Source organism: Microbacterium resistens NBRC 103078 (assembly GCF_001552355.1).
Classification (GTDB): Bacteria; Actinomycetota; Actinomycetes; order Actinomycetales; family Microbacteriaceae; genus Microbacterium; species Microbacterium resistens.
In genome coordinates this window covers 80,835-103,296 of record NZ_BCRA01000010.1, presented here as the reverse complement: position 1 = coordinate 103,296, position 22,462 = coordinate 80,835, and the positions used below count along the sequence as shown (strand labels likewise).

Genomic DNA, 22,462 nt, shown 5'->3' with positions numbered 1-22,462 from the left:
ACCGACACCGACGCCGACACCGACACCGGTGAGGAGACCGGCGAGGACACACCCGCCGGCGCCGAGCACACCACCGCGGTACCCGTCGACGCCCACGGCCAGACCGCCGCCGACACCACCTGCGCCGGACGATGAACGCCCTGCCCGTCTAGGGCGCCCGCCGGTGCATCGACAGCACCTGCCGGCTGCGACGGACGTCGTCGACCGCCTGGGCGACGAGCTGGTCCGCGCCCTCGAACCGGAGCGTCGGGCGGAGGAACGCGACGAGGTCCACGACGAGGCGCCGACCGTACAGATCCAGGTCCGCGTCGTGCAGATGGACCTCCAGCCGGCGTCGCCGAGCCCCCGCGAAGGTGGGGTTCGTCCCGACGCTGGCGGTCGCCTCCCACCGCAGGCCCCGCTCGGGCTCGGTGACCCACGCCGCGTAGATCCCGTCCGCCGGGATGACCGCGTCCTCGCAGCAGAGGTTCGCCGTGGGGAACCCCAGGAGTCGACCCCGCCCGTCACCCGGGACGACGACGCCGACGATGGCGGGCGCGGCCTCGGTCACGGGCGGGGCGCGTCGCCGACGATGCTGCGGTAGCGGCTCTGGTGGAAGACGAGCGGCTCGACGTCGTCGAACACCGTCACGTCGACGATCTCGTAGAGCGCGATCTCATGGTCGCCCCCGTCGAATCGGGAGTGCGGACGGCAGGTGAGCCACAGAGCGGCCTCCTCGATGAGCACGGCGCCGCCCTCGGTCTCGCGCAGGGCCTGATCCCCGAACCGGTCGCCCTCGCGCGCGGACAGCCGCCGGCTGAACGCCTCCTGATGGGCGGCGAGGACGCTCATGCCGAGCGCGGCGGCGTCCCGCAGCAGCGGCCAGGTCTTGGACGTGCGGGCCGCGCTGATCGCCACGAGCGCCGGATCGAGCGAGACCGACGTGAACGAGTTCACCGCCATGCCGGTGAGCCGCCCCTCGATGCGGGCTCCCAGGGCGACGACGCCCGTGGGGTAGAGGGAGAAGGCCCGGCGCAGGGCGCGGTCCTGCGAGAGGGTTTCGTGCGCGACGGTCGTCATCTCGACATCCTTTCTTCGTCAAGTTTGACTATACAAGAAGGCGATGTTCTTGACCATACAAAGCTGAACGGATCCGCACCGCCCCGGATAGCATGAGTCCATGTCCACCACGCGCCTCGTCGTCCTCGGAGCGGTCAAGCAGTTCCAGCCGGTGCACGGCTACTTCCTGCGCCGCGAACTGATGACGTGGCACATCGACGAGTGGGCGCACATCCAGCCCGGATCGATCTACAACGCCCTGCGCGCGCTGGAGGTGGATGGTTACATCGCCGAGAACGACACCGTCGCCGACGGCAAGCGCCCCGCCCGGACCACATATCGGATCACGCCGACCGGTGAGGTGGAGCTCCAGCGGATGCTCCGCGAGAACCTCTGGAACGTCGCCCCGTTCGATACGGAGGCGATCATGACGGTCGCCTCCTTCATGTTCGTGCTCAGCCGGCAGGAGGTGATCGCGGGGCTCGAGAACCGTCTCAGCAAGAGCGACGCGCTCATCACCGCCAACGGCTTCCACGTCCAGGACACGCTGCGGTCGGAGACCACGCCGAAGTACGTCCGCGAGATCTTCGACCTGTCGACCGCGCGCCTCACGGCCGAGAAGGAATGGGCGCTGGCCCTGCTCGACCGCCTGCGCGCGGGCGAGTACGTCTTCGCCGGCGAGACGCCGGCCGAGGCCTCCCCCGCCCGCTGACCCCGGGTCAGCGCGTTTCGACTCGTCGCTACGCTCCTCGCTCAACGACCGGAAGGAGAGGCCCCGGCCGTTGAGCGAGCGCAGCGAGACGAAACGCCCACCCCCGCCTCACCACGTTTCGACTCGTCGCTACGCTCCTCGCTCAACGACCGGAAGGAGAGGCCCCGGCCGTTGAGCGAGCGCAGCGAGACGAAACGCGTGTCAGGCCTCGGACAGGGCGGGGCTCCGGCGATACGAGGAGCCGACGTGCGAGTCCGCCAGCGCGGGCGTGGGCGTGCCGATCAGCCGCTCGCGCAGCGTCTGCCGCTCGTCTCCCGGCTCGGCGATCGCGCCCCGTTCCTTGAGGATCGGCAGGACGTGCTCGATGAAGTCCGCGGTGGAGGACGGCGGGATGACCGGCGAGAAGAGGTACCCGTCGAGGTCCGCCCCCTCGGCCAGCTCGATCATCCGGTCCGCGATCTGCTCCGGGGTGCCGACGATCGGGCGTGCGCCCACGCCGTGCGCGTGCCAGTCCGCGAGAACGTCGCCCACCGTCTTCCCGGCGAACCGCGCGACCTGGGTCTGCGAGAGCTCCGTGCGGAGGTCCGTCATGGGCGTCTCCGGCGCGTAGGCGGAGAGGTCCAGACCCGTGAACCACGCGTAGGAGGCGACGGTCACGTCCGGGTTCTGCGCGTCCGCGACCTCCGCGTACCGGCGTCGCGCCTCCTCTTCGGTGCTGCCGACGACGGCGGAGAACGCGGACATGATCTTCACGTCGTCCGCGGCCCGGCCGTTCTTCACCGCCTCCTCCCGGATCGCGGTCGAGTGTGCCCGGAGCTGCTCCACGGAGCCGCTGCCGACGAAGATGGCCTCGCCGTGCTTGCCGCCGAAGGCGCGCCCCGCCGGAGAGGCCCCCGCCTGGAAGAGCACGGGCGTCCCCTGCGGCGAGCGCGACGTGTTGCCGTATCCGTGCGAGCGGAAGTACGGGCCGTCGTGGGAGATGCGGTGCACCTTGGACGGATCGGCGAAGCGCCCGGACTTGTCGCGCTCCAGTGCACCCTCCTCCCACGCCTGCTCCCACAGCTTGTAGACGACCTGCATGAAGTCGTCGGCCATGGCGTACCGCTCGTCGTGACCGACCATCGGCACGCCGAAGCCCTGCACGGCGGTGTCCGCGGTGCCGGTGGTCACGATGTTCCAGCCGATGCGTCCGCCGGAGAGGATGTCGAGGGTCGCCATCCGGCGGGCGAAGGCGTAGGGCGGCTCGAGCAGCGTCGAGCCGGTGGCGACCAGGCCCAGGCGCGTGGTCTCCGGGATGAGCGCACCGAGCACGATCGCCGGGTCCAGCCGGGGGAGGTCGAGCCCCTCCACGGAGCAGATGTCGGGGCGTTCGCCGGCGACGTCCGCCCACCCCCAGGCGTCGGCGAGGAACAGGAAGTCGAATCCGGCGTCCTCGACCATGCGGGCGGTGTCCCGCCAGTAGTCGAGTCGGTCGAAGAGGTAGCGGCCGTTGTCGGGGTGGCGCCAGGTGGCGGTCCCGGAGTCGTTCGCCTGCGCGTTCTCGAAGAGTCCGAGCTTGAGCTGCGTGGCCATGGTCGTGCCTTTCTGTGTTGTTCCGGCCCCGTCGGGGGCATGTGCGGGGCACGCCGGACGGACCCGGGGACGGGCGTCCCCGGATCGGCATCCGGACGGCGAGGTCAGCCCTTGGCGGTGACCTCTCCTTCGCTCCACCACAGGACGCGCTTGCGCACCAGGGCGAGGAGGACGATGAGGAGGACGCCCAGCACGCACAGCAGGGCGATGCTGGCCCAGGTGACGGGCAGGTTGGCCTGCGCCGCCGAGGTGGTCACGAGCGATCCGAGCCCGGCCTGCTGGCCGGCCGCGACGAACTCCGCGACGGCGGCGCCGACCACCGCGAGCGGCAGGGCGATGCGCAGCCCCGCGAACACGTAGGGCATGCTGCCGGGGAAGCGGAGTTCGCGGAAGATCTCCCAGCGGCTGGCGTGCAGCGTCTTGAAGACGTCCAGGGCGCGCTGGTCGACGTCACGGAGGCCGGCGAGCGAGTTCACGAGCATGGGGAAGAACACGACGAGTCCCGTCACGATGAACTTCGGCACCATGCCGAAGCCGAACGCGACCACGAGCGCCGGCGCGATGGCGACGATCGGCGTCACCATGACGATGATGACCAGCGGCATCACGGCGCGCTCGATGATCTGGAACTCGGCCATCACCACGGCGAGGAGGAAGCCGGCGATGATCCCGGCCGAGGCCCCGACGACGACCTCCAGGAGCGTCACGAGGAAGTTCGACCCGTACATCGGGGCGTCCTCGACGAGCGTGGCCCCGATGTCGCCGAGGCTCGGGAGCACGTAGGGGTTCGTCGCCGCGACGATCTGCCACAGCAGCGCCGCGATCGCGAACGTGATGAGGGTCGGCACCCACGCGCCCCAGCGCAGCCACGGCGGGACGCCCCGGCGCGGTCCCCTCCCGCGGGCCTCGGCCGTGGCGAGCGTCGCCGTCGTGTCTCGGATGGTCATCTCAGACATGCGCCTTCTCCGTCTGCGCGCGCAGCGCACCGCGCACGGTCTTCTCTAGGTCGCGGAACGCATCCGTCGCGTATGCGTCCTCGGTGCGCGGCCGCGGCAGATCCACGTCGATGATCTCGGCGATCCGGCCCGGGTGGGCCGCCATGACGACGATGCGATCGGACAGCATGATCGCCTCGGGCACCGAGTGGGTGACGAACATCACGGCCTTGCGGTTGGACTGCCAGAACTCCAGCAGGGCGATCCGCTGCAGGTCACGGTTCATCTCGTCGAGGGCCGAGAACGGCTCGTCCATCAGCATGATCGCGGGATCGAAGACGAAGGCCCGTGCGATCGCCGCCCGCTGCTGCATGCCTCCGGAGAGCTGTCCCGGGTACTTCTTCATCGCGTGGCCGAGGCCGAACGTGGACAACAGGGTCTCGGCGTTGCCGAGCGTCCGCGACCCGCCGCCGCCCGCCCCGTTCCCCCGGCGGTTCACGGTCAGCGGAAGCTGGACGTTCTCCAGCACCGTCTTCCAGGGAAGCAGCGCCGGGGACTGCGGCACCAGCCCGATCTTCTTGTCCCTCGAGGCCGCCGTGACGCCCTCTCCGTCGATCGTGACGCTGCCGGAGTCGGCGTCGAGAAGGCCCGCGACCACTTTCAGGAGGGTCGACTTGCCGCAGCCGCTCGGTCCGATGACGGAGACGAACTCCCCCATCCCGATCGTGAGGCTGACGTCGTCGAGCACCGTGACCCGGCGCCCGTCGACCCCGAAGGACTTGGTGACGCCGCGGACCTCGACGCCCGCGCCCTGCCCGGTCACTTGCCGGCCTCCGGCCAGATCAGCGCGTCGCCGTCGTAGAGGTCGGCGACGAGGTCGGCGTCCATCATCTCGGCGATCTCGGGGACCGACTTCACGTTCCCGTACTTCTCGACCAGCGCGTACTCCGGCTCCCACATGGCCTCGGTCTGCACGCCGGGGTTCCCGCCCTTGCTGTTGCGCACCCATTCCGACTCCACGGCCCACGTGCGGGCGAGCTGGTCGCGCGGGAAGGCGGCGCCCTGGTTGTTGTCCTCGGCGAGCTTCGCGAGGGTGTCGATGCAGGCGTCGGACTCGTCGAGACAGTACTGCAGGGCCTTGAGGGATGCGCGCATGAAGTCGGCGGCGACCTCGCGGTGCTCGGCGAGGAACCGGGAGTTGACCTCCATGACGTTGTAGGTGCCCTCCACGCCCTCGTCCTCGGGGAGGAACTCGCTGAACGGGAGCCCCTGCGCCTTGAGGGACTGCGGCTGGTTCGAGGCGTAGCCGACGATGGCGTCGACCTGCTCGCGCACCACGACGGTCGGGTCGTAGTTGGTCATCTTGATCATCTCGACCTTCGACGCGTCGACGCCGGCGTTGTCCAGCATGGCCGAGGCGATCGGGGTGAGGTTGATGAAGTAGCCGAGCGATCCGCCCTCGAGGTCCTTCAGGCTCGTGAGCTTCTCGTTGCCGAAGATCGAGAACGGCGGGGTCGTCCCGTAGGTCGCGACGGCCGTGAGGTTCTTGCTGTTCGCCGCCGCGAGCATGACGTCGGAGGCGGAGCCGAGGGCGGTGAACTGCGCCTGCCCGGAGGCGACGAGCTGCTGACCGTTCGCGCCCGAGGCGTTGATCTCCACGTCCAGGCACAGCTCGTCGAAGTAGCCGAGCTCCTGCGCGAGGAAGACGTCGAGCTGCCCGGCGCTGGCGGAGTAGCCGTATCCGGAGATGTAGGTGATCGTGCCCGCATCCTGATTCCTCGTGCAGGCGTCGGCGTCGACGGCTGCGTTCGGAGGCTGGGTTCCGCCGGTGCTGGGCTGGGCCGACGAACAGGCGCCCAGCGTCAGGGTGGCAGCGAGAACACACGTCAGGGTGGCGGCAGTGCGGAATCGGGTCCTGTCCGCGGGGGAGAGTGCCATGGTGGTCCCTTCTCGGCCGTTCATCGTTGATGGCTAGATCAAGCTAACATAGTCAAGCTTGACTAGACAAGATTGAACGTCGATGTGAGCGCCCCACCTTCGCACGAGCTCATGGCGTGCGACGAGTTCCCTCCCCAGTGGAACGATCTTTGTCGTATTGCACACCAGTTGCTTGGTGCCGAGCCCGGTGTCTTCATACAATCGGTCCAGGCGTTCGCCGTCGGCACTTGTCGGACGTCGTCTTTGCACTCCAAGGCCGGATCGCGACGCACCTCTCTGCTGCGGTCCGGCCACGCAGAGAGGATTCCCGGCGGCGGGCGCCTCCCGTTGCCGCCCGGCGACTGCAGCAACGCTGTGCCGTCCATCCGACTCCGAACGGAGGCCCCTGTGCCCACCTCGCGCATCCAGGTCGTCTGGTCCCACCCGCGCTCCACCTCCCTCACCGCGGCCATCGCCGCCGACGTGATCACCGCTCTGCGCGACGCCGGCGCCACGGTGGACGAGCTCGACCTCGCCCGCACGGACTTCGACCCGCGCCTGCTTCCCGTCGACGAGCCGGACTGGGAGGATCCGGACCACCGGTACTCCGACGAGGTGATGGCGCACGCCTCCCGCTCGCGTTCCGCCGATGCCGTGGTCTTCGTCTTCCCAGTCTGGTGGTACTCGCTTCCCGCCCACCTCAAGGGCTACATCGACCGCGTCTGGAACCACGGGCTCTTCTACGGCGCCGGTCGCCGCGCGGGCATCCCGGCCGTCCGCTGGCTGGGCGTCGCCGGAGAGAGCGAGGAGTCCTTCGCCAAGCGGGGATACGACGAGATGATGGCCCGCCACCTGAACGTCGGCATCGCCGGTCTCTGCGGCATCCAGGACAGCCGGTTGGAGCTGCTGTACGACGCCCTGGGCGAGGACATCGACGACCTCGACGCGCACTTCACGGCGTTGCGCCGACGCGCCGTGTCGGCGGCGCTCGAGGTCCTGCCGACGCAGGGCTGACCCCGCCCCACACGGTTCCTGCCGAGGCGGGCGCGGCGGCTCAGAAGGAGGCGGCGACGGAGTTGCGGTGATAGTCGAAGATGATGCTCGTCCGGGTCGAGGCGACGCTGCTCTGCGCCGAGAGGTGATCGACGACGAACGCGCGCATCTGCTCGGAATCGGCGACCGCGATGTGCAGCAGGAAGTCGTCGTGACCCCCGAGGAAGAACATCTGGATCACCTGCGGCAGCGCACGGACGCGATCCTCGAAGGTGACGATGCTCTCGCGGCGGGCGCCGGGACGCAGCGTCACCCCGATGATCGCCTGAAGTCCGGCCCCCAGCAGCTTCTCGTCCACGCTGGCGTGGAAGCCGGTGATGACGCCCCGCTCCGTGAGCGACCGAAGTCGCGCGTGCGCGGTCGACGGCGCGATGCCCAGCCGTGCGGCGAGCTCGGCGTTCGTGATCCTCCCGTTCGCCGACACGAGATCCACGATCCGCGCATCGACGGCATCCAGCGCGGGGGCCCGAAGAGCATTCGGAGCCATTTCCCCAGAAGAGTCATCCATGCGAATGATTCTCCCGGATACGCTGCTCTTGTCGAAGGTTCTGCGGAGAATGTGTACTCGGGCGCGTTTTCTTGCAATGCTTTGCGACGACAAAATCGCCGTCAGGACGACAAAATCGCCACCAGGAGGATCGATGAGGATCGCTGTCCCCACCGAGGTCAAGAACAACGAGAACCGTGTCGCGCTCACGCCGGCCGGAGCCGACCGGCTCGTCCACGAGGGGCACCGGGTGCTGGTGCAGTCCGGGGCGGGACGGGGGCCGGGCATCGCCGACGACGCGTACCGTGCCGCAGGCGCCGAGATCGTCGACACCGCCGATGAGGCGTGGGGCGCGGCCGACCTGCTGCTCAAAGTGAAGGAGCCGATCGCGCAGGAGTACGGCTTCCTGCGCTCCGACCTCACCCTGTTCACCTACCTCCACCTGGCCGCCGACCGCGCGCTCACCACCGCCCTGGTCGAGGCGGGCACGACGGCCGTCGCGTACGAGACCGTGCAGCTGCCCGATCGCAGCCTGCCCCTGCTCGTGCCGATGAGCGAGATCGCCGGCCGCCTGTCGGTGACGATGGGCTCCTATTCGCTGCTGCGCTCGAACGGCGGCCGCGGCATGCTGCTCGGCGGCATCGCCGGCACCCCGCGCGCCAAGACGGTCGTGATCGGGGGCGGCGTCGCCGGCGAGCACGCCGCGGCGAACGCGCTCGGCCTGGGCTCGCAGGTGACCGTGATCGACATCTCGCTCCCCCGCCTGCGCGAGCTCGAGCACCGTTACGGCGGGGCGCTGCAGACGCGCGCCTCGAGCCGCTACGCCATCGCCGAGGAGCTCGCCACCGCCGATCTCGTGATCGGCTCGGTGCTGATCCCCGGCGCCGCGGCGCCCAAGCTCGTCACCGACGAGATGGTCGCGGGCATGAAGCCCGGCTCGGTGCTCGTGGACATCGCGATCGACCAGGGCGGTTGCTTCGAGGGGTCGCGCCCCACCACCCACGACGACCCCACCTTCGCCGTGCACGACTCGATCTACTACTGCGTCGCGAACATGCCGGGGGCGGTGCCGGAGACGGCGACGCGCGCACTCACCAACGCCACGCTCCCCTACGTCTCGGCGATCGCGGGCAAGGGCTGGGACCGTGCCGCCGAGGACGACGCCGCGCTCGCGAAGGGTCTCAACGTCCGCGACGGTCGCATCACGGTGCCGGCCGTCGCCGAGGCGCACGGCCTGACCGCCTGACCGGGCCGGGACGTTTCGACTCGCTGCGCTCGCTCAACGACCGGTGGGGCGCCCGCTCGTTGAGCGAGGAGCGCAGCGACGAGACGAAACGCGGTACCCGGGGGCCCGCCGCTGTCGGAACCGCGGACACGGACGTCGACGCGACGCGCCCCTCATCCCGTCCGGGACGAGGGGCGCGTCGTCGTCACGACATCAGTGACGGTCGGCGCGTCGGCGACCGGCGGCGCGCAGCGCCGCTCCTCCCGCGAGCAGTCCGATCGCGAGCAGAACGATCCCCATGCTGATCTCCCCGCCCGTCACGGGCAGCGGCGGGGCCGGCGGCGTCGGGGTGTCGATGACCGCTTCCGAGGGCGGCGACGCCACCGGCGGCTCTTCCCCCGGCGGATTGCCGGTGGCCGTGGCCACGTTGCTCAGCGCGGCGCCCGTGAGGTCGGCCGCCTGGACCGTGTAGGTCGCGGTGCATACGACGGTCTCCCCCGGGGCGAGCGCGGCGATGCCCGCAGGGCACGTGATCGCGGACAGCGTCCCCGCGCCTGAGAAGTCTCCTTCGACGACCTGCACGTCCGTCAACGTCACGTTCCCGGTGTTCGTCACCGCGAACGAGTAGGTGATGACCTGCCCGACCCGGATCGCACGATCGGTGTCGGCGGTCTTCACGATGCCGAGTCCCGGCTCCGGCGGAAGCGGCACGTGCACCTCGGACGGCGGCGACGTCACCGGTGGCTCGCCGTGCGGGGGCGTCCCGGTCGCCGTCGCCACGTTCTGGACGCCTCCGGCGTCCACGTCCGCCTGGGTCAGGACGTACGTGGCCGTGCAGACGGCGCTCTGCCCAGGCGCCAGCGCGAGGGATGCAGCCGGGCAGACGATCTCGGACAGCTCTCCTGTTCCGGAGAACTCCCCCTCGTCCACCGTCACGTCCGTGAGGGTCACATTCCCGGTGTTGGTCACCGTGAACGAGTACGTGATCGTGTCCCCCGACCTTCCCGCCCTGAGCGGGGTCCGCCGTCTTCACCAACGACAGGCCCGGAGCCGGATCCTGCGGCACCCGCACCGACGACGGCGGCGACTCCACCGGAGGCTGACCTCCCGGCGGATTCCCCGTCACCGACGCCGTATTCTCCAGAGTCCCGGCGTCCACGTCCGCCTGCGTTACCACGTACGTCGCGGTGCAGACGACCTGGGCTCCGGGAGCGAGCGACGCCGCGCCCTCGGGGCAGATCACCGGGGACAACTCTCCCGTTCCGCTGAACGACACCTCGTCCACCGACACGTCCGTGAGCGTCACGTTGCCCGTGTTCGTCACCACGAACGAGTACGTGATCGTCTCCCCGGCGACGAGCTCGGTCTTGTCGGCCGACTTCACCATCGACACACCCGGCTCCGGCGGAAGCGGCACCGTCACCTCCGACGGCGGCGACGTCACCGGCGGCTCACCGCCCGGCGGGTTGCCCGTGGCCACCGCGGAGTTGGTCACGCCCCCGGCATCCACATCGGCTTGGGTCAGAACGTAGCTCGCCGTACACGTGACGGCCTGACCGGGGACGAGCGTGTTGGCCCCGTCCGGGCAGACGATCTCAGACAGCTCTCCTGTTCCGGAGAACTCCCCCTCGTCCACCGTCACGTCCGTGAGGGTCACATTCCCGGTGTTGGTCACCGTGAACGAGTACGTGATCGTGTCCCCGACCTTCCCGCCCTGAGCGGGGTCCGCCGTCTTCACCAACGACAGGCCCGGAGCCGGATCCTGCGGCACCCGCACCGACGACGGCGGCGAGTCGAGCGGGTCACCGCCGGGCGGCGTACCCGTCGCCGTGGCGGTGTTCTCGACACTGCCCGCATCCGCATCGGCCTGGGTGACCACGTACGTCGCGGTGCACACGACCTGTGCACCCGGAGCCAGAGACGCCGCCTCTGGCGGACACTCGATCGCGGACATCTCGCCCGATCCGGTGAACGACGACTCGTTCACCGACACCTCCGTGAGCGTCACGTTCCCCGTGTTCGTCACCACGAACGAGTACGTGATCCTCTCCCCCACGACGAGCTCGGTCTTGTCAGCCGACTTCACCACAGAGAGACCGGGCGCCTGGTCGGAGGGCACGCGGACCTCGGACGGCGGAGACGACACCGGCGGCTCGCCCCCGGGCGGAGTCCCCGTCCCTGTCGCGCTGTTGGTGAGCGAGCCGCGATCGGCGTCGGCCTGCGTGGCGACGTAGGTCGCGGTACAGGTGACGGTCTCGCCGGGAGCGAGCGAGGACGCCTCGGCCGGGCACTCGATCGCCGAGAGCTCGCCCGTGCCGTCGAAGTCGCCCTCCTTCACCGTCACGTCCGTCAGCGTGACGTTGCCGGTGTTCGTCACGGCGAACGAGTACGTGATCGTCTGTCCTGCGACGAAGCTCTCGGTGTCGGAGCTCTTCACGATCTCGATCCCCGGCTCCGGCTCTGCGGTCGCCTCAGTGCTGGAGGGGTCCGACGAAACCCGGTCCCCTCCGCGCGGCGGGAATCCCGACGCCGTCGCCGTGTTCTCCACGGACCCCGCGTCGACGTCCGCCTGCGTGACCGTGTAGGTGGCGGTGCAGGTGATGGTCCGCCCCGGAGCGAGAGAAGCAGCCTCATCCGGGCAGGAGATCGCGGAGACCTCTCCCGAACCCGTGAACGCATCCTCGGCGATCTGCACGTCCGTGAGGGTGACGTTGCCGGTGTTCGTCACAGCGAACGAGTAGGTGATCGTCTCCCCGGCCACCAGCACGTCTGTGTCCGAGGACTTGACCAGCGCGATCCGCGGATCGATCTCCTGGGGGATCCGGACCTCCGACGGAGGAGAGGACACCGGCGGCTGACCGCCCGGCGGCGTCCCGGTCGCGGTGGCCGTGTTGTCGATGGTCCCCCGATCCGCATCCGCCTGGGTCACCTCGTAGGTCGCCGTGCACTGGAGCTGCGCGCCCGGCGCGAGAGAGCGCTGTGCGTCCTCCGGCGTGCACGTGATCGCGGACATCGGGCCCGATCCGGTGAAGGAGTCCTCCCGGATCGCGATGTCGGTCAGCGTCTGGTTGCCGTCGTTGGTGACCACGAACGTGTACGTGATGGTCTCACCGGCCACGAGCTCGGTCGTGTCCGTGCTCTTGACCAGATCCAGGGACGGGTTCGGGTCCGCCGTCAGCGTGACCTCCGACGGGTCCGAGAAGATCGGGGTGTCGGTGTTCGGCGGCGTGCCGTTCGCGACAGCCGCGTTGTACAGCCGACCGGCGTCGACGTCCTCCTGCTGGACCACGTACTCGCCCGTGCACGTCAGCGAGGCGCCCGGCGCGAGGGACGCGGCCTCGTCCTCAGGACACAGGATGTCGGGCTCGTCCTCCCAGCCCGTCCAGGCCTCCTCGGTGAGGAGGATCCCGGTCAGCGTCACGTTCCCCGTGTTCGTCACGACGAAGGTGTACGTCACCGTCTCACCCGCGACGATCGTGTCCGTGTCCGCCGACTTCACGAGCGCGATCCCGGGCCGCGGGTCAGCCGTCACGGTCTCGTCGTCCGGGTTCGAGACCACCGGATCGCCGCCGCCGGGCGGAGTGCCCTGTGCATGCGCCGAGTTCTGCACGCTGCCGGCGTCCACGTCCGCCTGAGTCACGACGTAGGTCGCGGTACAGGTGACGACATCGCCCGGAGCCATCTGTGCGGCTTCCGCCGGGCAGGTGATCTCGGAGAGGTCGCCGCTTCCGGAGAAGTCCCCCTCGACCACCGTGACATCGGTCAGGGTGGTGTCGCCGGTGTTCTCGACGCGGAAGGAGTAGGTGATCGTCTCTCCTGCGACGAGTTCGTCGCTGCTCGCCGACTTCTCGATCACGAGCTGCGGGTTCCCACCGCCCGGGATGAACGCCTCGGAGGGGGGCGTCGTCACCGGATCGCCGCCGGGCTGCGTACCCTCCGCGACGGCCGTGTTCGTCGCGCCGCCCTGATCGATGTCGTCCTGTACAGGCGTGTACGTCGCGGTGCAGGTGAGCGCGTCTCCGGGCGCCAGCGGCCCATTGGAGGGGCAGACGATCTCGCCCATCGTGCCGTGTCCGTCGAAGTCCAGCTCGCTGACGACGATGTTGCCCACCGTGACGTCGCCGGTGTTCGTGACCTCGAAGGAGTACGTCACCGGCTTTCCGATCTCCAGCCGCTCGGTGTCGGAGCTCTTCACCAGGGTGAGCCCCGGGTTCTGGGCGCCCGGGATCGACACCTGGGACTCGTTGGAGCTGACGGGCCCGTCGTCGGGAGCCTCGCCCGTGGCCACAGCCGTGTTGTCGAGGATGCCCGCGTCCACATCCTCCTGCGTCACCGTGTAGGTCGCGGAGCACCAGGTGGTCCCCCGAGGCGGCAGCCTGGTGGCCTCGCAGGTGATCGGGGACATCTCGCCCGATCCGCTGAAGGCCACCTCCGCGACGGCGATCTCGTCGACCGTGACGTTGCCGGTGTTGCGCACCTGGAACCAGTAGACGACCTCGTCGCCCACGATGAGCTCGTCGTCCGGGGTGCTCTTCACGAGCGAGAGGCCGGGCTCCGGATCCGAGGGCACGTTCACGGTGTCCTCGCCGCCGTCCACCGGGTCTCCGCCCGGGTCCTTGCCGGTCACCGTGGCCGTGTTGGTGAGGGTGCCCTTGTCCACGTCCTCCTGGGTGACGACGTAGTCTCCGAAACAGGTCATCTGCTGGTACGCCGCGAGCGTGTCCCCCGGGCAGGAGATGACGATCGGGTCGCCGCTGCCGTCGAAGGAGACCTCCTCGACCGCGATGTCGCTGACGGTGACGTTTCCTTCGTTGCTGATCACGAACCAGAACCGGATCGTCTCCCCCGCGACGAGCTCCTGCGCGTCGGAGAGCTTGTCGATCGTCAGCACCGGACTCTGCGGCGCGACGAGACGGTGCGAATCCGGGCCGGAGACCACCGGGTCCCCCTCGGGCGGCGTACCGGTCGCGGTCGCGGTGTTGTCGATGCTGCCGCGGTCCACGTCGGCGCCCGTCGCCGTGTAGGTGGCGTGGCAGGTCGTGGTCTCGTCCGGCGCGAGCTCCGTGGCGTCGCAGGTGATCGCGGACATCTGCCCGCTGCCGCTGAACGACTCCTCGTTGATCGTGATGTCGGTGAGCGGGACGCCACCGGTGTTCGTCACCGTGAAGGTGTAGTTGATCCGCCGCCCGTAGTCATACGATTCCTGCTGCGACGACTTCGTCATGCTGATCCCGGGGAACACCATGTCGGTGCAGACGCTGCCCTCTTCCCCGCAGACGGGGGTCGCAGGAGGGTTCTCCGGATCGTAGGGCGTGCCCGGCGGGAAGGCGACGTTGTTCACCCGATCATCGCCCTCACCGGTGAGGACCACCTGGTAGGTGAGCGTCATCGTGGAGCCGACCGCGAGCGGCCCCTGCCATACGAGGCGGTTACCGTCGCGGGTCGGCGCCGCGGTCGCAGCGCCGTCGATCGTGGCCCGCACGGAACCGTCGACGAGGGTCGCGTCGTCGAGCACTCCGGTGAGGTCGTCGACGACGACGGCCGGGTTGTCGTCCGTGTAGTTGCCGGTCCCGTCGTTCGTGGCCGTCACGGTGTACGTCACCGTGTCGCCGACGCGGGAGGCGCCGCTGCCGTCGCTGGACTTCGTGAGCGTCAGGTGCGGCTCGTTGTAGAACTCGACCTCCGCGCAGGCCGGGGCGTCCAGACCCGCGGAGGTGATGTTCTCCGCGCAGTTCGCGTAGACCACCGGGGAGGCGTCCGCGGGGCCGGGCGACGCCGACGTGACGTCCACGGTGATGGTGCAGGACTCCTCCATGAACTCCAGCACGCCGTCCGCGACCGTGATCGTCCCGGAGCCGGCGGCTGCCGTGGTGTTCGCCGTACAGGTGCCGCCGATGTTGGCGGGATCCGCGACGACGAGGCCCTCCGGCAACGTGTCCGTGAAGGACCAGCCGCGCTTCTCCGCGAGGTCGTCCGTGTTCGTCACGGTGAAGGTCAGGGTCGACACGCCGTTGACCGGCACGCGCTCCGGGGAGAACGACTTGTCCATCTGCGGGGTCGCGTCGAACAGCCGGACGTTGTCGTAGGCGAAGTCGTTGCCGTCGCTCGTGCCGACGGCGTTGCGCATCCGAAGCTGAAGGTTCGGGTACTGCGCCGTGTCCACGAGGAACGAGCTGTCGGCGTAGAACTGGCCGGCAGCGACGTAGGCGCCACCGTTGCCCCACCCGCCGGAGAGCGCCGGGGACGTGTAGTAGCGCACATCCGGGTCCGTGCAGGCGCGGATCGGGTCCTTCGTCACGGGCAGCTCTTGGTTCCCGGCCACCAGGGAGAAGTTCAAGCGGGAGTTGTTCTGCCCCTGTCGGTAAGTGCACGACGTCTCAGCCACGTTGACTGAGGCGGTGTAGAAGCGGGTGCCGTTGCCCGCCAGGTCGAACGGCGGCGTCTCGAACGTCACGGCGTTGTTCGGCCCGGAGACGTTACCGGTCCAGGCGGTGATCGCGTGATTGGTGCGCGTCGCCGCTGTCGAGCCGTTCACCGGAGCCGCGGGGTTGCGGCTGCCGACGACGCCGGCGTCGACCTGGCCGAGCACGTCAGCCATCCGCCGCACGTTGTTGCGCGAGTTGTACTCCGTCGTGCAGAAGCCGCTGGGGAAGACGGTGGCCGAGTATTGGACCACGACGCCGTTGCACTGGTCCTGCCGCAGCCAGTAGTCGTGCGCGGTGTAGACCTCGCCCTGGGCTCCCACGTAGTTGCGCAGGCTGACCGCGGTCGCGCCCGTGTTGTTCTCGAACCCCTCGTAGTAGATCTCGCGGGCGGGGCCCGGCGTGCCGGGGTTGCCCGGTGCCGCCACCGCAGGGGTCGAGGCATCCGCTACGACGTCCGCGCCGACGAGGCCGACAGAGATGAGCAGCGGAACGATGAGCCCCGCCAACAATCCCCGCCGCGGCCTCGCCGTCCGTCGCGTCGTCGCCGTCTGTGCGTTTCGCCGCATCGTTCCCCCTCGATCGATCGGTATCGGAAACAGGATGCCAGGGTTCCCCCAACATGACAATTCGCTGTGAGCAACAGTTCCGCAGTATTTCAGTCAATTCCCAAATACTGGTGTGTCAGACATGGGGACCCCGGCCGCTCCTGTGGTCAGTACGGGATGCCAGCATGCTCGCCAGTGCACGACGAAGGGAGCGGCGGCCCCGAGGGACCGCCGCTCCCGCTCCGGCGTCACGCCTGATGCTGCAAGGCGGCTACAGCGTCTGGCGACGACGGCCGATCAGGTAGGCGCCTCCCCCCAGCGCCAGCAGGGCGAGCCCCGCAAGTCCGGCGATCCCGGCCTCCGCACCGAGGCCGGTGACCGGGAGCGAGCCCCCGGGCCGATCCACGTAGCAGATCGAGATCGTCGCGCCGGTCTGGTTCCCGTTGACGTCGGTCACGCGGTACGCGACCGGCGTCGGGCACTGGGGGGCGCCCGGGGCGGGGATGAACCTAACGGTGCCGTCCGGGTTCACGATCCACACGCCCTCGCCGGGAACGGTCAGTTCCTTGGTGCCCGTGCCGTCGGGACCGACGAGCTCCAGGCTCGGGACGTCGAACTCGCCCTCGTCGTTCTCCAGCGGGCTGACGATGACCGGACCCCACGGGTTGTCCCGCGACACGTCGTCGTGGGCCCGCGGAGGCTCCGGCGCCTCCGGGTCGTGGACGTAGGTGATGACCACCTCGGCGCCGACCTCGTTGCCGAACGGGTCCTTCACGGTGTACCGGATCGGGGTCGGGTTGCCGGAGAAGCCCTCTTCCGGCGTGAAGGTGATCGACCCGTCGGGGTTGACCGTCCACGTGCCCTCGCCGGGGACGACGAGCTCCTTCACCGGGTTCCCGTCCGGGTCGGTGATGTTCACCGTCGACGGGTCCACGTTGTCGGAGTCGTTGCCGAGCACGTCCACCGTCACGGGGCCGCAGGTCGTCGCGCCCGCCGCCTGCGCGACCAGCGTGCCGTCCGCCGCGGTCGTCGCAGCCCGGCAGGGATTGTTCAGCGACGCGTCGTCGTACGCCTCCGGCAGGTAGGTCACGGTGACCTTCCCCCCGGTCTCACGACCGTCCTGGTCCTCCACCGTGTACTGGATCGGGGTCGGGTTGCCGGTGTATCCGGGCTCCGGGGTGAACGTGATCGAGCCGTCGTCGTTCACGGTCCACGTTCCCTCACCGGGGACGACCAGCTCCTTCACCGGGTTCCCGTCCGGGTCGGTGATGCTCAGCGTCGAGGGGTCGAGCGCTCCGTCGTCGTTGCCCAGCACCGGCACGGTCACCGGCTGCCCGATCCGGTTGCCGTCGGACCGGTCGTCGCGCCCGCGCGGGTCGGCGTCGGGATCCAGGTAGGTGACGATGACCTCGGCACCGACCTGGTTGCCGTCCGCGTCCTCGACCGTGTAGGCGATCGGGGTCGGATCGCCCTCGAACCCGGGCTCCGGGGTGAAGGTGATCGAGCCGTCCTCGTTCACCGTCCAGGTGCCCTCACCCGGGACCACCAGTTCCTTCACCGGGTTCCCGTCCGGGTCGGTGATGTTCACCGTCGACGGGTCCACGTTGTCGGAGTCGTTGTCCAGGACCGGCACCGTGACCGCCTCGCCGCGGGGGTTGTTCCGCGACTCGTCGTCCGCCGCCTCGGGAAGGTAGGTGACCACGAGCGTCGCCCCGGTGGGGTTGCCCTCGGTGTCCTCGACCGTGTAGCCGATCGGGGTCGGGTTGCCGCTGAACCCAGGCTCCGGCGTGAAGGTGATCGAGCCGTCCTCGTTCACCGTCCAGGTACCCTCGCCCGGCACCACCAGCTCCTTCACGGGGTTCCCGTCCGGGTCGGTGATGTTCAGCGTGGACGGATCCAGCGCGCCGCCGTCGTTGTCCAGGACGGGGACCGTCACTGGCTGACCCGGCGTGTTCCCCTTGGACTCGTCGTTCTGCGCCACGGGGTCCACGTAGGTGACGATCACCTGCGCGTCGACCGTGTTGCCGTCCCGGTCCTGCACCGAGTACCGGATCGGCGTCGGGTCGCCCGCGAATCCCTCCTCCGGCGTGAAGGTGATCGACCCGTCGTCGTTCACGGTCCAGACGCCCTCGCCGGGGACGGCCAGCTCCTTCACCGGCTCGCCGGTGCTCGGGTCGGTGATGTTCACCGTCGACGGGTCGAGGTTGTCGGAGTCGTTGTCCAGCACCGGCACCGTGACCGTGGCTCCGCGGGCGTTGTCCCGCGACTCGTCGTCGTTCGCCTCCGGCAGGTAGGTCACCACGACGTTCGCACCGACCTCGTTGCCCTCCTCGTCCTCGACCGTGTACGCGATCGGGGTCGGATTGCCCGTGAAGCCGTCCTCCGGCGCGAAGGTGATCGTGCCGTCGTCGTTGACCGTCCACACGCCCTCGCCCGGAACGACGAGCTCCTTCACCGGCTTCCCGTCGGGGTCGGTGATGTTCACCGTCGACGGGTCCACGTTGTCGGAGTCGTTGTCCAGCACGGGCACCGTCACGGTCGAACCCTGCGGGTTGTTCCGCGACTCGTCGTCGACGGCCTCCGGAAGGTACGTGACGATCACGTTCGCGCCCGTCTCGTTGCCCTCGGTGTCCTCGACCGTGTAGGCGATCGGCGTCGGGTCACCGGAGAAGCCCTCCTCCGGCGTGAACGTGACCGTCCCGTCGTCGTTGACCATCCACACGCCCTCGCCCGGGACCTCGAGCCGCTTGGTCGGCTCGCCCGTGGTCGGGTCGGTGATGTTCAGCGTCGACGGATCCAGGTCACCCTCGTCGTTATCCAGGACGGGGACCGTCACCGGCTGACCCGGCGTGTTCCCCTTGGACTCGTCGTCCTTGGCCTCCGGGTCCACGTAGGTGACGATCACCTGCGCGTCGACCGTGTTGCCGCCCTGGTCCTGCACCGAGTACCGGATCGGCGTCGGGTCACCCGCGAAGCCCTCCTCCGGCGCGAAGGTGATCGACCCGTCGTCGTTCACCGTCCAGACGCCCTCCCCGGGGACCTCCAGGGTCTTGACCGGGTTGCCGTCGGGATCGGTGATGTTCACCGTCGACGGGTCGAGGTTGTCGGAGTCGTTGTCCAGCACCGGCACGGTCACCGTGGCACCGCGCGGGTTGTTCAACGACTCGTCGTCGGCCGCCTCCGGCAGGTAGGTCACCACGACGTTCGCGCCGACCCCGTTGCCGTCGTTGTCCTCGACCGTGTAGGCGATCGGGGTCGGATTGCCCGTGAAGCCGTCCTCCGGCGTGAAGGTGATCGAGCCGTCCTCGTTCACGACCCACACACCCTCACCCGGGACCACCAGGCGCTTCGTCGGCTCACCCGTCGCCGGGTCGGTGATGTTCACGGTCGACGGATCCAGGTTGTCCGAGTCGTTGCCCAGCACATCCACCGTCACCGGCGTCCCCGGTTCGTTGTCCAGGTCCTCATCGTCCTGCGCCGCGGGGAGGTACGTGACCACGACGTTCGCCCCGGTCTCGTTGCCGTCCGCGTCCTCGACCGTGTATCCGATGGGGGTGGGGTCGCCGACGAAGCCGTCCTCCGGAGTGAACGTGATCGTGCCGTCGTCGTTCACCGTCCAGACGCCCTCGCCGGGGACCGCGAGCCGCTTGGTCGGCTGGCCGGTCGCCGGGTCCGTGATGTTCAGCGTCGACGGATCCAGGTCCTCCGAGTCGTTCTCCAGGACGTTCACCGTCACCGGGGTGCCCGGCTCGTTGCCGCGCGACTCGTCGTCGTTCGCCACCGGCAGGTACGTGACCACGACGTTCGCCCCGGTCTCGTTGCCGTCCGTGTCCCTCACCGTGTACGCGATCGGCGTCGGGTCTCCGGGGAACCCCTCCTCCGGCGTGAAGGTGATCGAGCCGTCGTCGTTCACGACCCACACCCCCTCACCTGGAACTACCAGACGCTTCGTCGGCTCACCCGTGTTCGGGTCGGTGATGTTCACGGTCGACGGATCCAGGTCGTCCGTGTCGTTGCCCAGCACCGCCAGGGTGACCGGAGTGCCCGGCTCGTTGTCCAGGTCCTCGTCGTCCTCCGCGGCGGGCAGATACCCGACGCGGACGTTCGCCCCGGTCTCGTTGCCGTCCGCGTCCTCCACCGTGTACGCGATCGGCGTCGGCTCACCGTCGAAGCCCTCTTCGGGCGTGAACGTGATCGTGCCGTCGTCGTTCACCGTCCAGACGCCCTCGCCGGGGACCGCGAGGCGCTTGGTCGGCTGACCGGTCGCCGGGTCCGTGATGTTCAGCGTCGAGGGGTCGAGGTCAGGCGAGTCGTTCTCCAGCACGTTCAGGGTGACCGGTGTCCCCGGTTCGTTGCCCAGCGACTCGTCGTCGTTCGCCACCGGCAGGTAGGTCACCACGACGGTCGCGCCGACCTCGTTGCCGTCCGTGTCGCTCACCGTGTAATCGATCGGCGTCGGGTTGCCGGGGAAGCCCTCCTCCGGCGTGAACGTGATCGAGCCGTCGTCGTTCACGACCCACACGCCCTCACCCGGAACCACCAGCTCCTTGGTCGGCTCGCCCGTGTTCGGGTCGGTGATGTCCACCGTGGACGGATCCAGGTTGTCTGAGTCGTTCGCCAGAACGTCCACCGTCACGGGCGTCCCCGGCGGGTTGTCCAGGTCCTCGTCGTCCTGCGCCTCGGGCACGTACGTCACGATGACGTTCGCGCCGGTCTGCTCCCCGTACTCGTCCTCGACCGTGTACGCGATCGACGTCGGGTTGCCCGTGAAGCCGTCCTCCGGCGTGAAGGTGATCGTGCCGTCCTCGTTCACGACCCACACGCCCTCGCCCGGAACCTCCAGACGCTTCGTCGGCTCACCCGTCGCCGGGTCCGTGATGTTCACCGTCGACGGATCCAGCGCCCCGGCATCGTTCGCCAGGGGGTTCACCGTGACCGGCTCACCCTGCGGGTTGCCCCGCGACTCGTCGTCCGTCGCCGCCGGCGCCTCGTCCTCGACCGTCAACGTGCTGTCGCCCGGAGGGTTCAGACCGTTCTGGGTCACATTCCCCGGACCGTTCGAGTACGTCTTGGACCGCTCAGCCTGGTCCTGTGCGATCACGTCGACCGTGATCGTGCACGACTCCGCCATGAAGTCGAGGACCCCGTCGGCGATGACGATCTCGTTGCTGCCCGGCGCCGCATTCACGTCGGCCTGGCAGGTCCCGCCGATGTTCGGCTCGTCCGCGACCACCAGCCCCTCGTCGAGGGCGTCCGTGAAGCTCCACCCGTTCTTCTCCGCCAAGTCGCTGGAGTTCGTCACGGTGAACGTGAGCGTCGCCGGCTCGCCCGGCTTCACCGTCTCCGGCGAGAAGGACTTGTCCAGCTGCGGCGTCGCGTCGAGCAGGATCAGGTTGTCGATCGCGAAGTCATTGCCGCTGGACGCACCGATGCGGTTCTTCACCTGCACCTGCACGTTCTGGAAGTCCTCCGGCGAGAGCAGCACCGCAGAGTCGGAGTAGAACCGGCCCGCCGCGACATAGGCACCACCGGAATCCCATCCGCCCGGAAGGTCGGGCGAGGTGTAGTACGCGACATCGGGGTCGGTGCACGCCCGGATCGGCTCCTTGTTCATGGCGATCACCGAACCGTCGCCGTAGTGCAGGAACGCGTCCAGACGCGAGTTGTTCTGACCGCTCAGGTAGTCGCAAGAGACCTCGGCGACGTCGATCGAGATGGTGTAGTAGCGCTGACCCTGCGCGACCGGCAGGGTGAACGGGTCGGAAATCAGGACCGTCTCATTCGGGTTGCCGTTCTCCCAGAAGGTCCACTCCGCGACCGCGCTGTTCTGGCGAGTCTCCGCGGTGGAGCCGTTCACCGGTGTGTTCCGGTCCTGGCTCCCCTGCACACCCGCACCCACCTGACCCAGCACATCCGCCAGGCGACGCACGTTCACCTGGGTGACCCGGTCGCGGTTGCGGTCGCTGAACCCCTGGCAGAACCCGGACGGGAACTGTGTGTTCTCGTACTGCAGGATCACCCCGTTGCACTGACTCTGGCGGCCCCAGAACTCGTCCGTCGAATAGCCCGCGCCGCCCGCGTTCACATAGTCCGCGATCCGCGTCGCCGTCGCGCCCGTCCCGTTCTCGAAGTCCTCATGCCCGATCACGTAGGGGTCGGACGGGACTCCGGGGCTTCCCGGAGCGGCGAGAGCGAGCTGGGGGGTGAGCGCCAGGCCGCCGACGGCGAGCAGGACGGTCCCTGCGATGGCGATCGGCCGACGCACCGCCTGCTTCCTCCGGGCGGCCGCCGCCCGCCGGAGTTCTCCGCGGGTGGTCGCGCGCTGCGGGACTGACGAGCTCCTCGCAAGGTCCGGCGGCGGCGATGATCGGTCGGGTTCTTCGTGCCGGGCGGAGGCCGAGAATCCCCTCGCCGCACGAATGCGATTCCACAGGCCAGCGACACTCCACTCACCCGATGACGACAAACCGAACATGAATCAACCCCCTCGGCCGACTACACGACGGGCACGCCGAAGAGCGCGTCACCGCGTCGTGTCTGATGCTCCGGAACC

12 protein-coding genes and 1 pseudogene are annotated in these 22,462 nt (G+C 69.2%); 3 read left to right on the top strand and 10 right to left on the bottom strand.

Annotated elements, in window-relative coordinates:
- Window positions 1-148: 148 nt before the first annotated feature.
- Both MR1_RS02110 and MR1_RS02105 read right to left on the bottom strand, forming a co-directional pair.
- The gene (locus tag MR1_RS02110) at window positions 149-550 is read right to left on the bottom strand and encodes a riboflavin kinase (RefSeq protein ID WP_067242949.1); all 402 of its coding nucleotides are present in this window, start codon (window positions 548-550) and stop codon (window positions 149-151) included.
- Window positions 547-1,059: a flavin reductase family protein gene (locus MR1_RS02105; RefSeq protein ID WP_067242948.1), complete on the bottom strand. Its 513-nt coding sequence runs from the start codon at window positions 1,057-1,059 to the stop codon at window positions 547-549. Before MR1_RS02105 ends, MR1_RS02110 begins: the two co-directional genes overlap by 4 nt.
- A 100-nt stretch (window positions 1,060-1,159) precedes the next feature.
- Here MR1_RS02105 and MR1_RS02100 point away from each other — a divergent pair, with 100 nt between their 5' ends.
- Window positions 1,160-1,750: a PadR family transcriptional regulator gene (locus MR1_RS02100; RefSeq protein WP_067242947.1), complete on the top strand. Its 591-nt coding sequence runs from the start codon at window positions 1,160-1,162 to the stop codon at window positions 1,748-1,750.
- Window positions 1,751-1,951: 201 nt separating this feature from the next.
- Here the strand turns inward: MR1_RS02100 and MR1_RS02095 are convergent, their stop codons facing one another.
- The 4 genes from MR1_RS02095 to MR1_RS02080 all read right to left on the bottom strand — a co-directional run bounded on the left by MR1_RS02095 (window position 1,952) and on the right by MR1_RS02080 (window position 6,195).
- Window positions 1,952-3,322: an NtaA/DmoA family FMN-dependent monooxygenase gene (locus MR1_RS02095; protein WP_067242946.1), complete on the bottom strand. Its 1,371-nt coding sequence runs from the start codon at window positions 3,320-3,322 to the stop codon at window positions 1,952-1,954.
- A 104-nt stretch (window positions 3,323-3,426) separates the two neighbouring features.
- Window positions 3,427-4,278 (bottom strand): ABC transporter permease, encoded by an 852-nt coding sequence (locus MR1_RS02090; protein ID WP_067242944.1) that lies wholly within the window; start codon window positions 4,276-4,278, stop codon window positions 3,427-3,429.
- Window positions 4,271-5,080, bottom strand: a complete 810-nt coding sequence (locus tag MR1_RS02085) for an ABC transporter ATP-binding protein (RefSeq protein WP_067242942.1) — start codon at window positions 5,078-5,080, stop codon at window positions 4,271-4,273. Before MR1_RS02085 ends, MR1_RS02090 begins: the two co-directional genes overlap by 8 nt.
- A complete protein-coding gene (locus tag MR1_RS02080; RefSeq protein WP_067242941.1) occupies window positions 5,077-6,195 on the bottom strand; it encodes an ABC transporter substrate-binding protein in 1,119 nt (372 codons plus the stop codon). The genes MR1_RS02085 and MR1_RS02080 overlap by 4 nt, the downstream gene beginning before the upstream one ends.
- A gap of 387 nt (window positions 6,196-6,582) precedes the next feature.
- Between MR1_RS02080 and MR1_RS02075 the strand changes: the two genes are divergently transcribed.
- Entirely contained in the window at window positions 6,583-7,188 is a 606-nt protein-coding gene (locus tag MR1_RS02075; protein WP_067242939.1) for an NAD(P)H oxidoreductase, read from the top strand.
- Window positions 7,189-7,228: 40 nt separating this feature from the next.
- Here MR1_RS02075 and MR1_RS02070 read toward each other — a convergent pair whose 3' ends face one another.
- Window positions 7,229-7,714, bottom strand: a complete 486-nt coding sequence (locus MR1_RS02070; protein WP_084344289.1) for an Lrp/AsnC family transcriptional regulator — start codon at window positions 7,712-7,714, stop codon at window positions 7,229-7,231.
- Window positions 7,715-7,868: 154 nt separating this feature from the next.
- Between MR1_RS02070 and ald the strand changes: the two genes are divergently transcribed.
- Window positions 7,869-8,960 carry an alanine dehydrogenase gene (gene ald / locus MR1_RS02065; protein WP_067242934.1) on the top strand — a complete coding sequence of 364 codons (1,092 nt, stop codon included), beginning with the start codon at window positions 7,869-7,871 and terminating at the stop codon, window positions 8,958-8,960.
- 192 nt (window positions 8,961-9,152) lie between these two features.
- Here ald and MR1_RS20680 read toward each other — a convergent pair whose 3' ends face one another.
- From MR1_RS20680 to MR1_RS02055, 3 genes and pseudogenes are all read right to left on the bottom strand, one after another.
- Complete coding sequence (locus MR1_RS20680) at window positions 9,153-9,908, bottom strand: DUF7507 domain-containing protein (protein ID WP_409366233.1); 756 nt, start codon at window positions 9,906-9,908, stop codon at window positions 9,153-9,155.
- A gap of 136 nt (window positions 9,909-10,044) precedes the next feature.
- Window positions 10,045-14,988 (bottom strand): annotated as a pseudogene (locus tag MR1_RS02060) (DUF7507 domain-containing protein); the annotation flags it as partial.
- Window positions 14,989-16,180: 1,192 nt separating this feature from the next.
- Entirely contained in the window at window positions 16,181-22,174 is a 5,994-nt protein-coding gene (locus tag MR1_RS02055) for an Ig-like domain-containing protein (protein WP_067242931.1), read from the bottom strand.
- Window positions 22,175-22,462 lie beyond the last annotated feature (288 nt).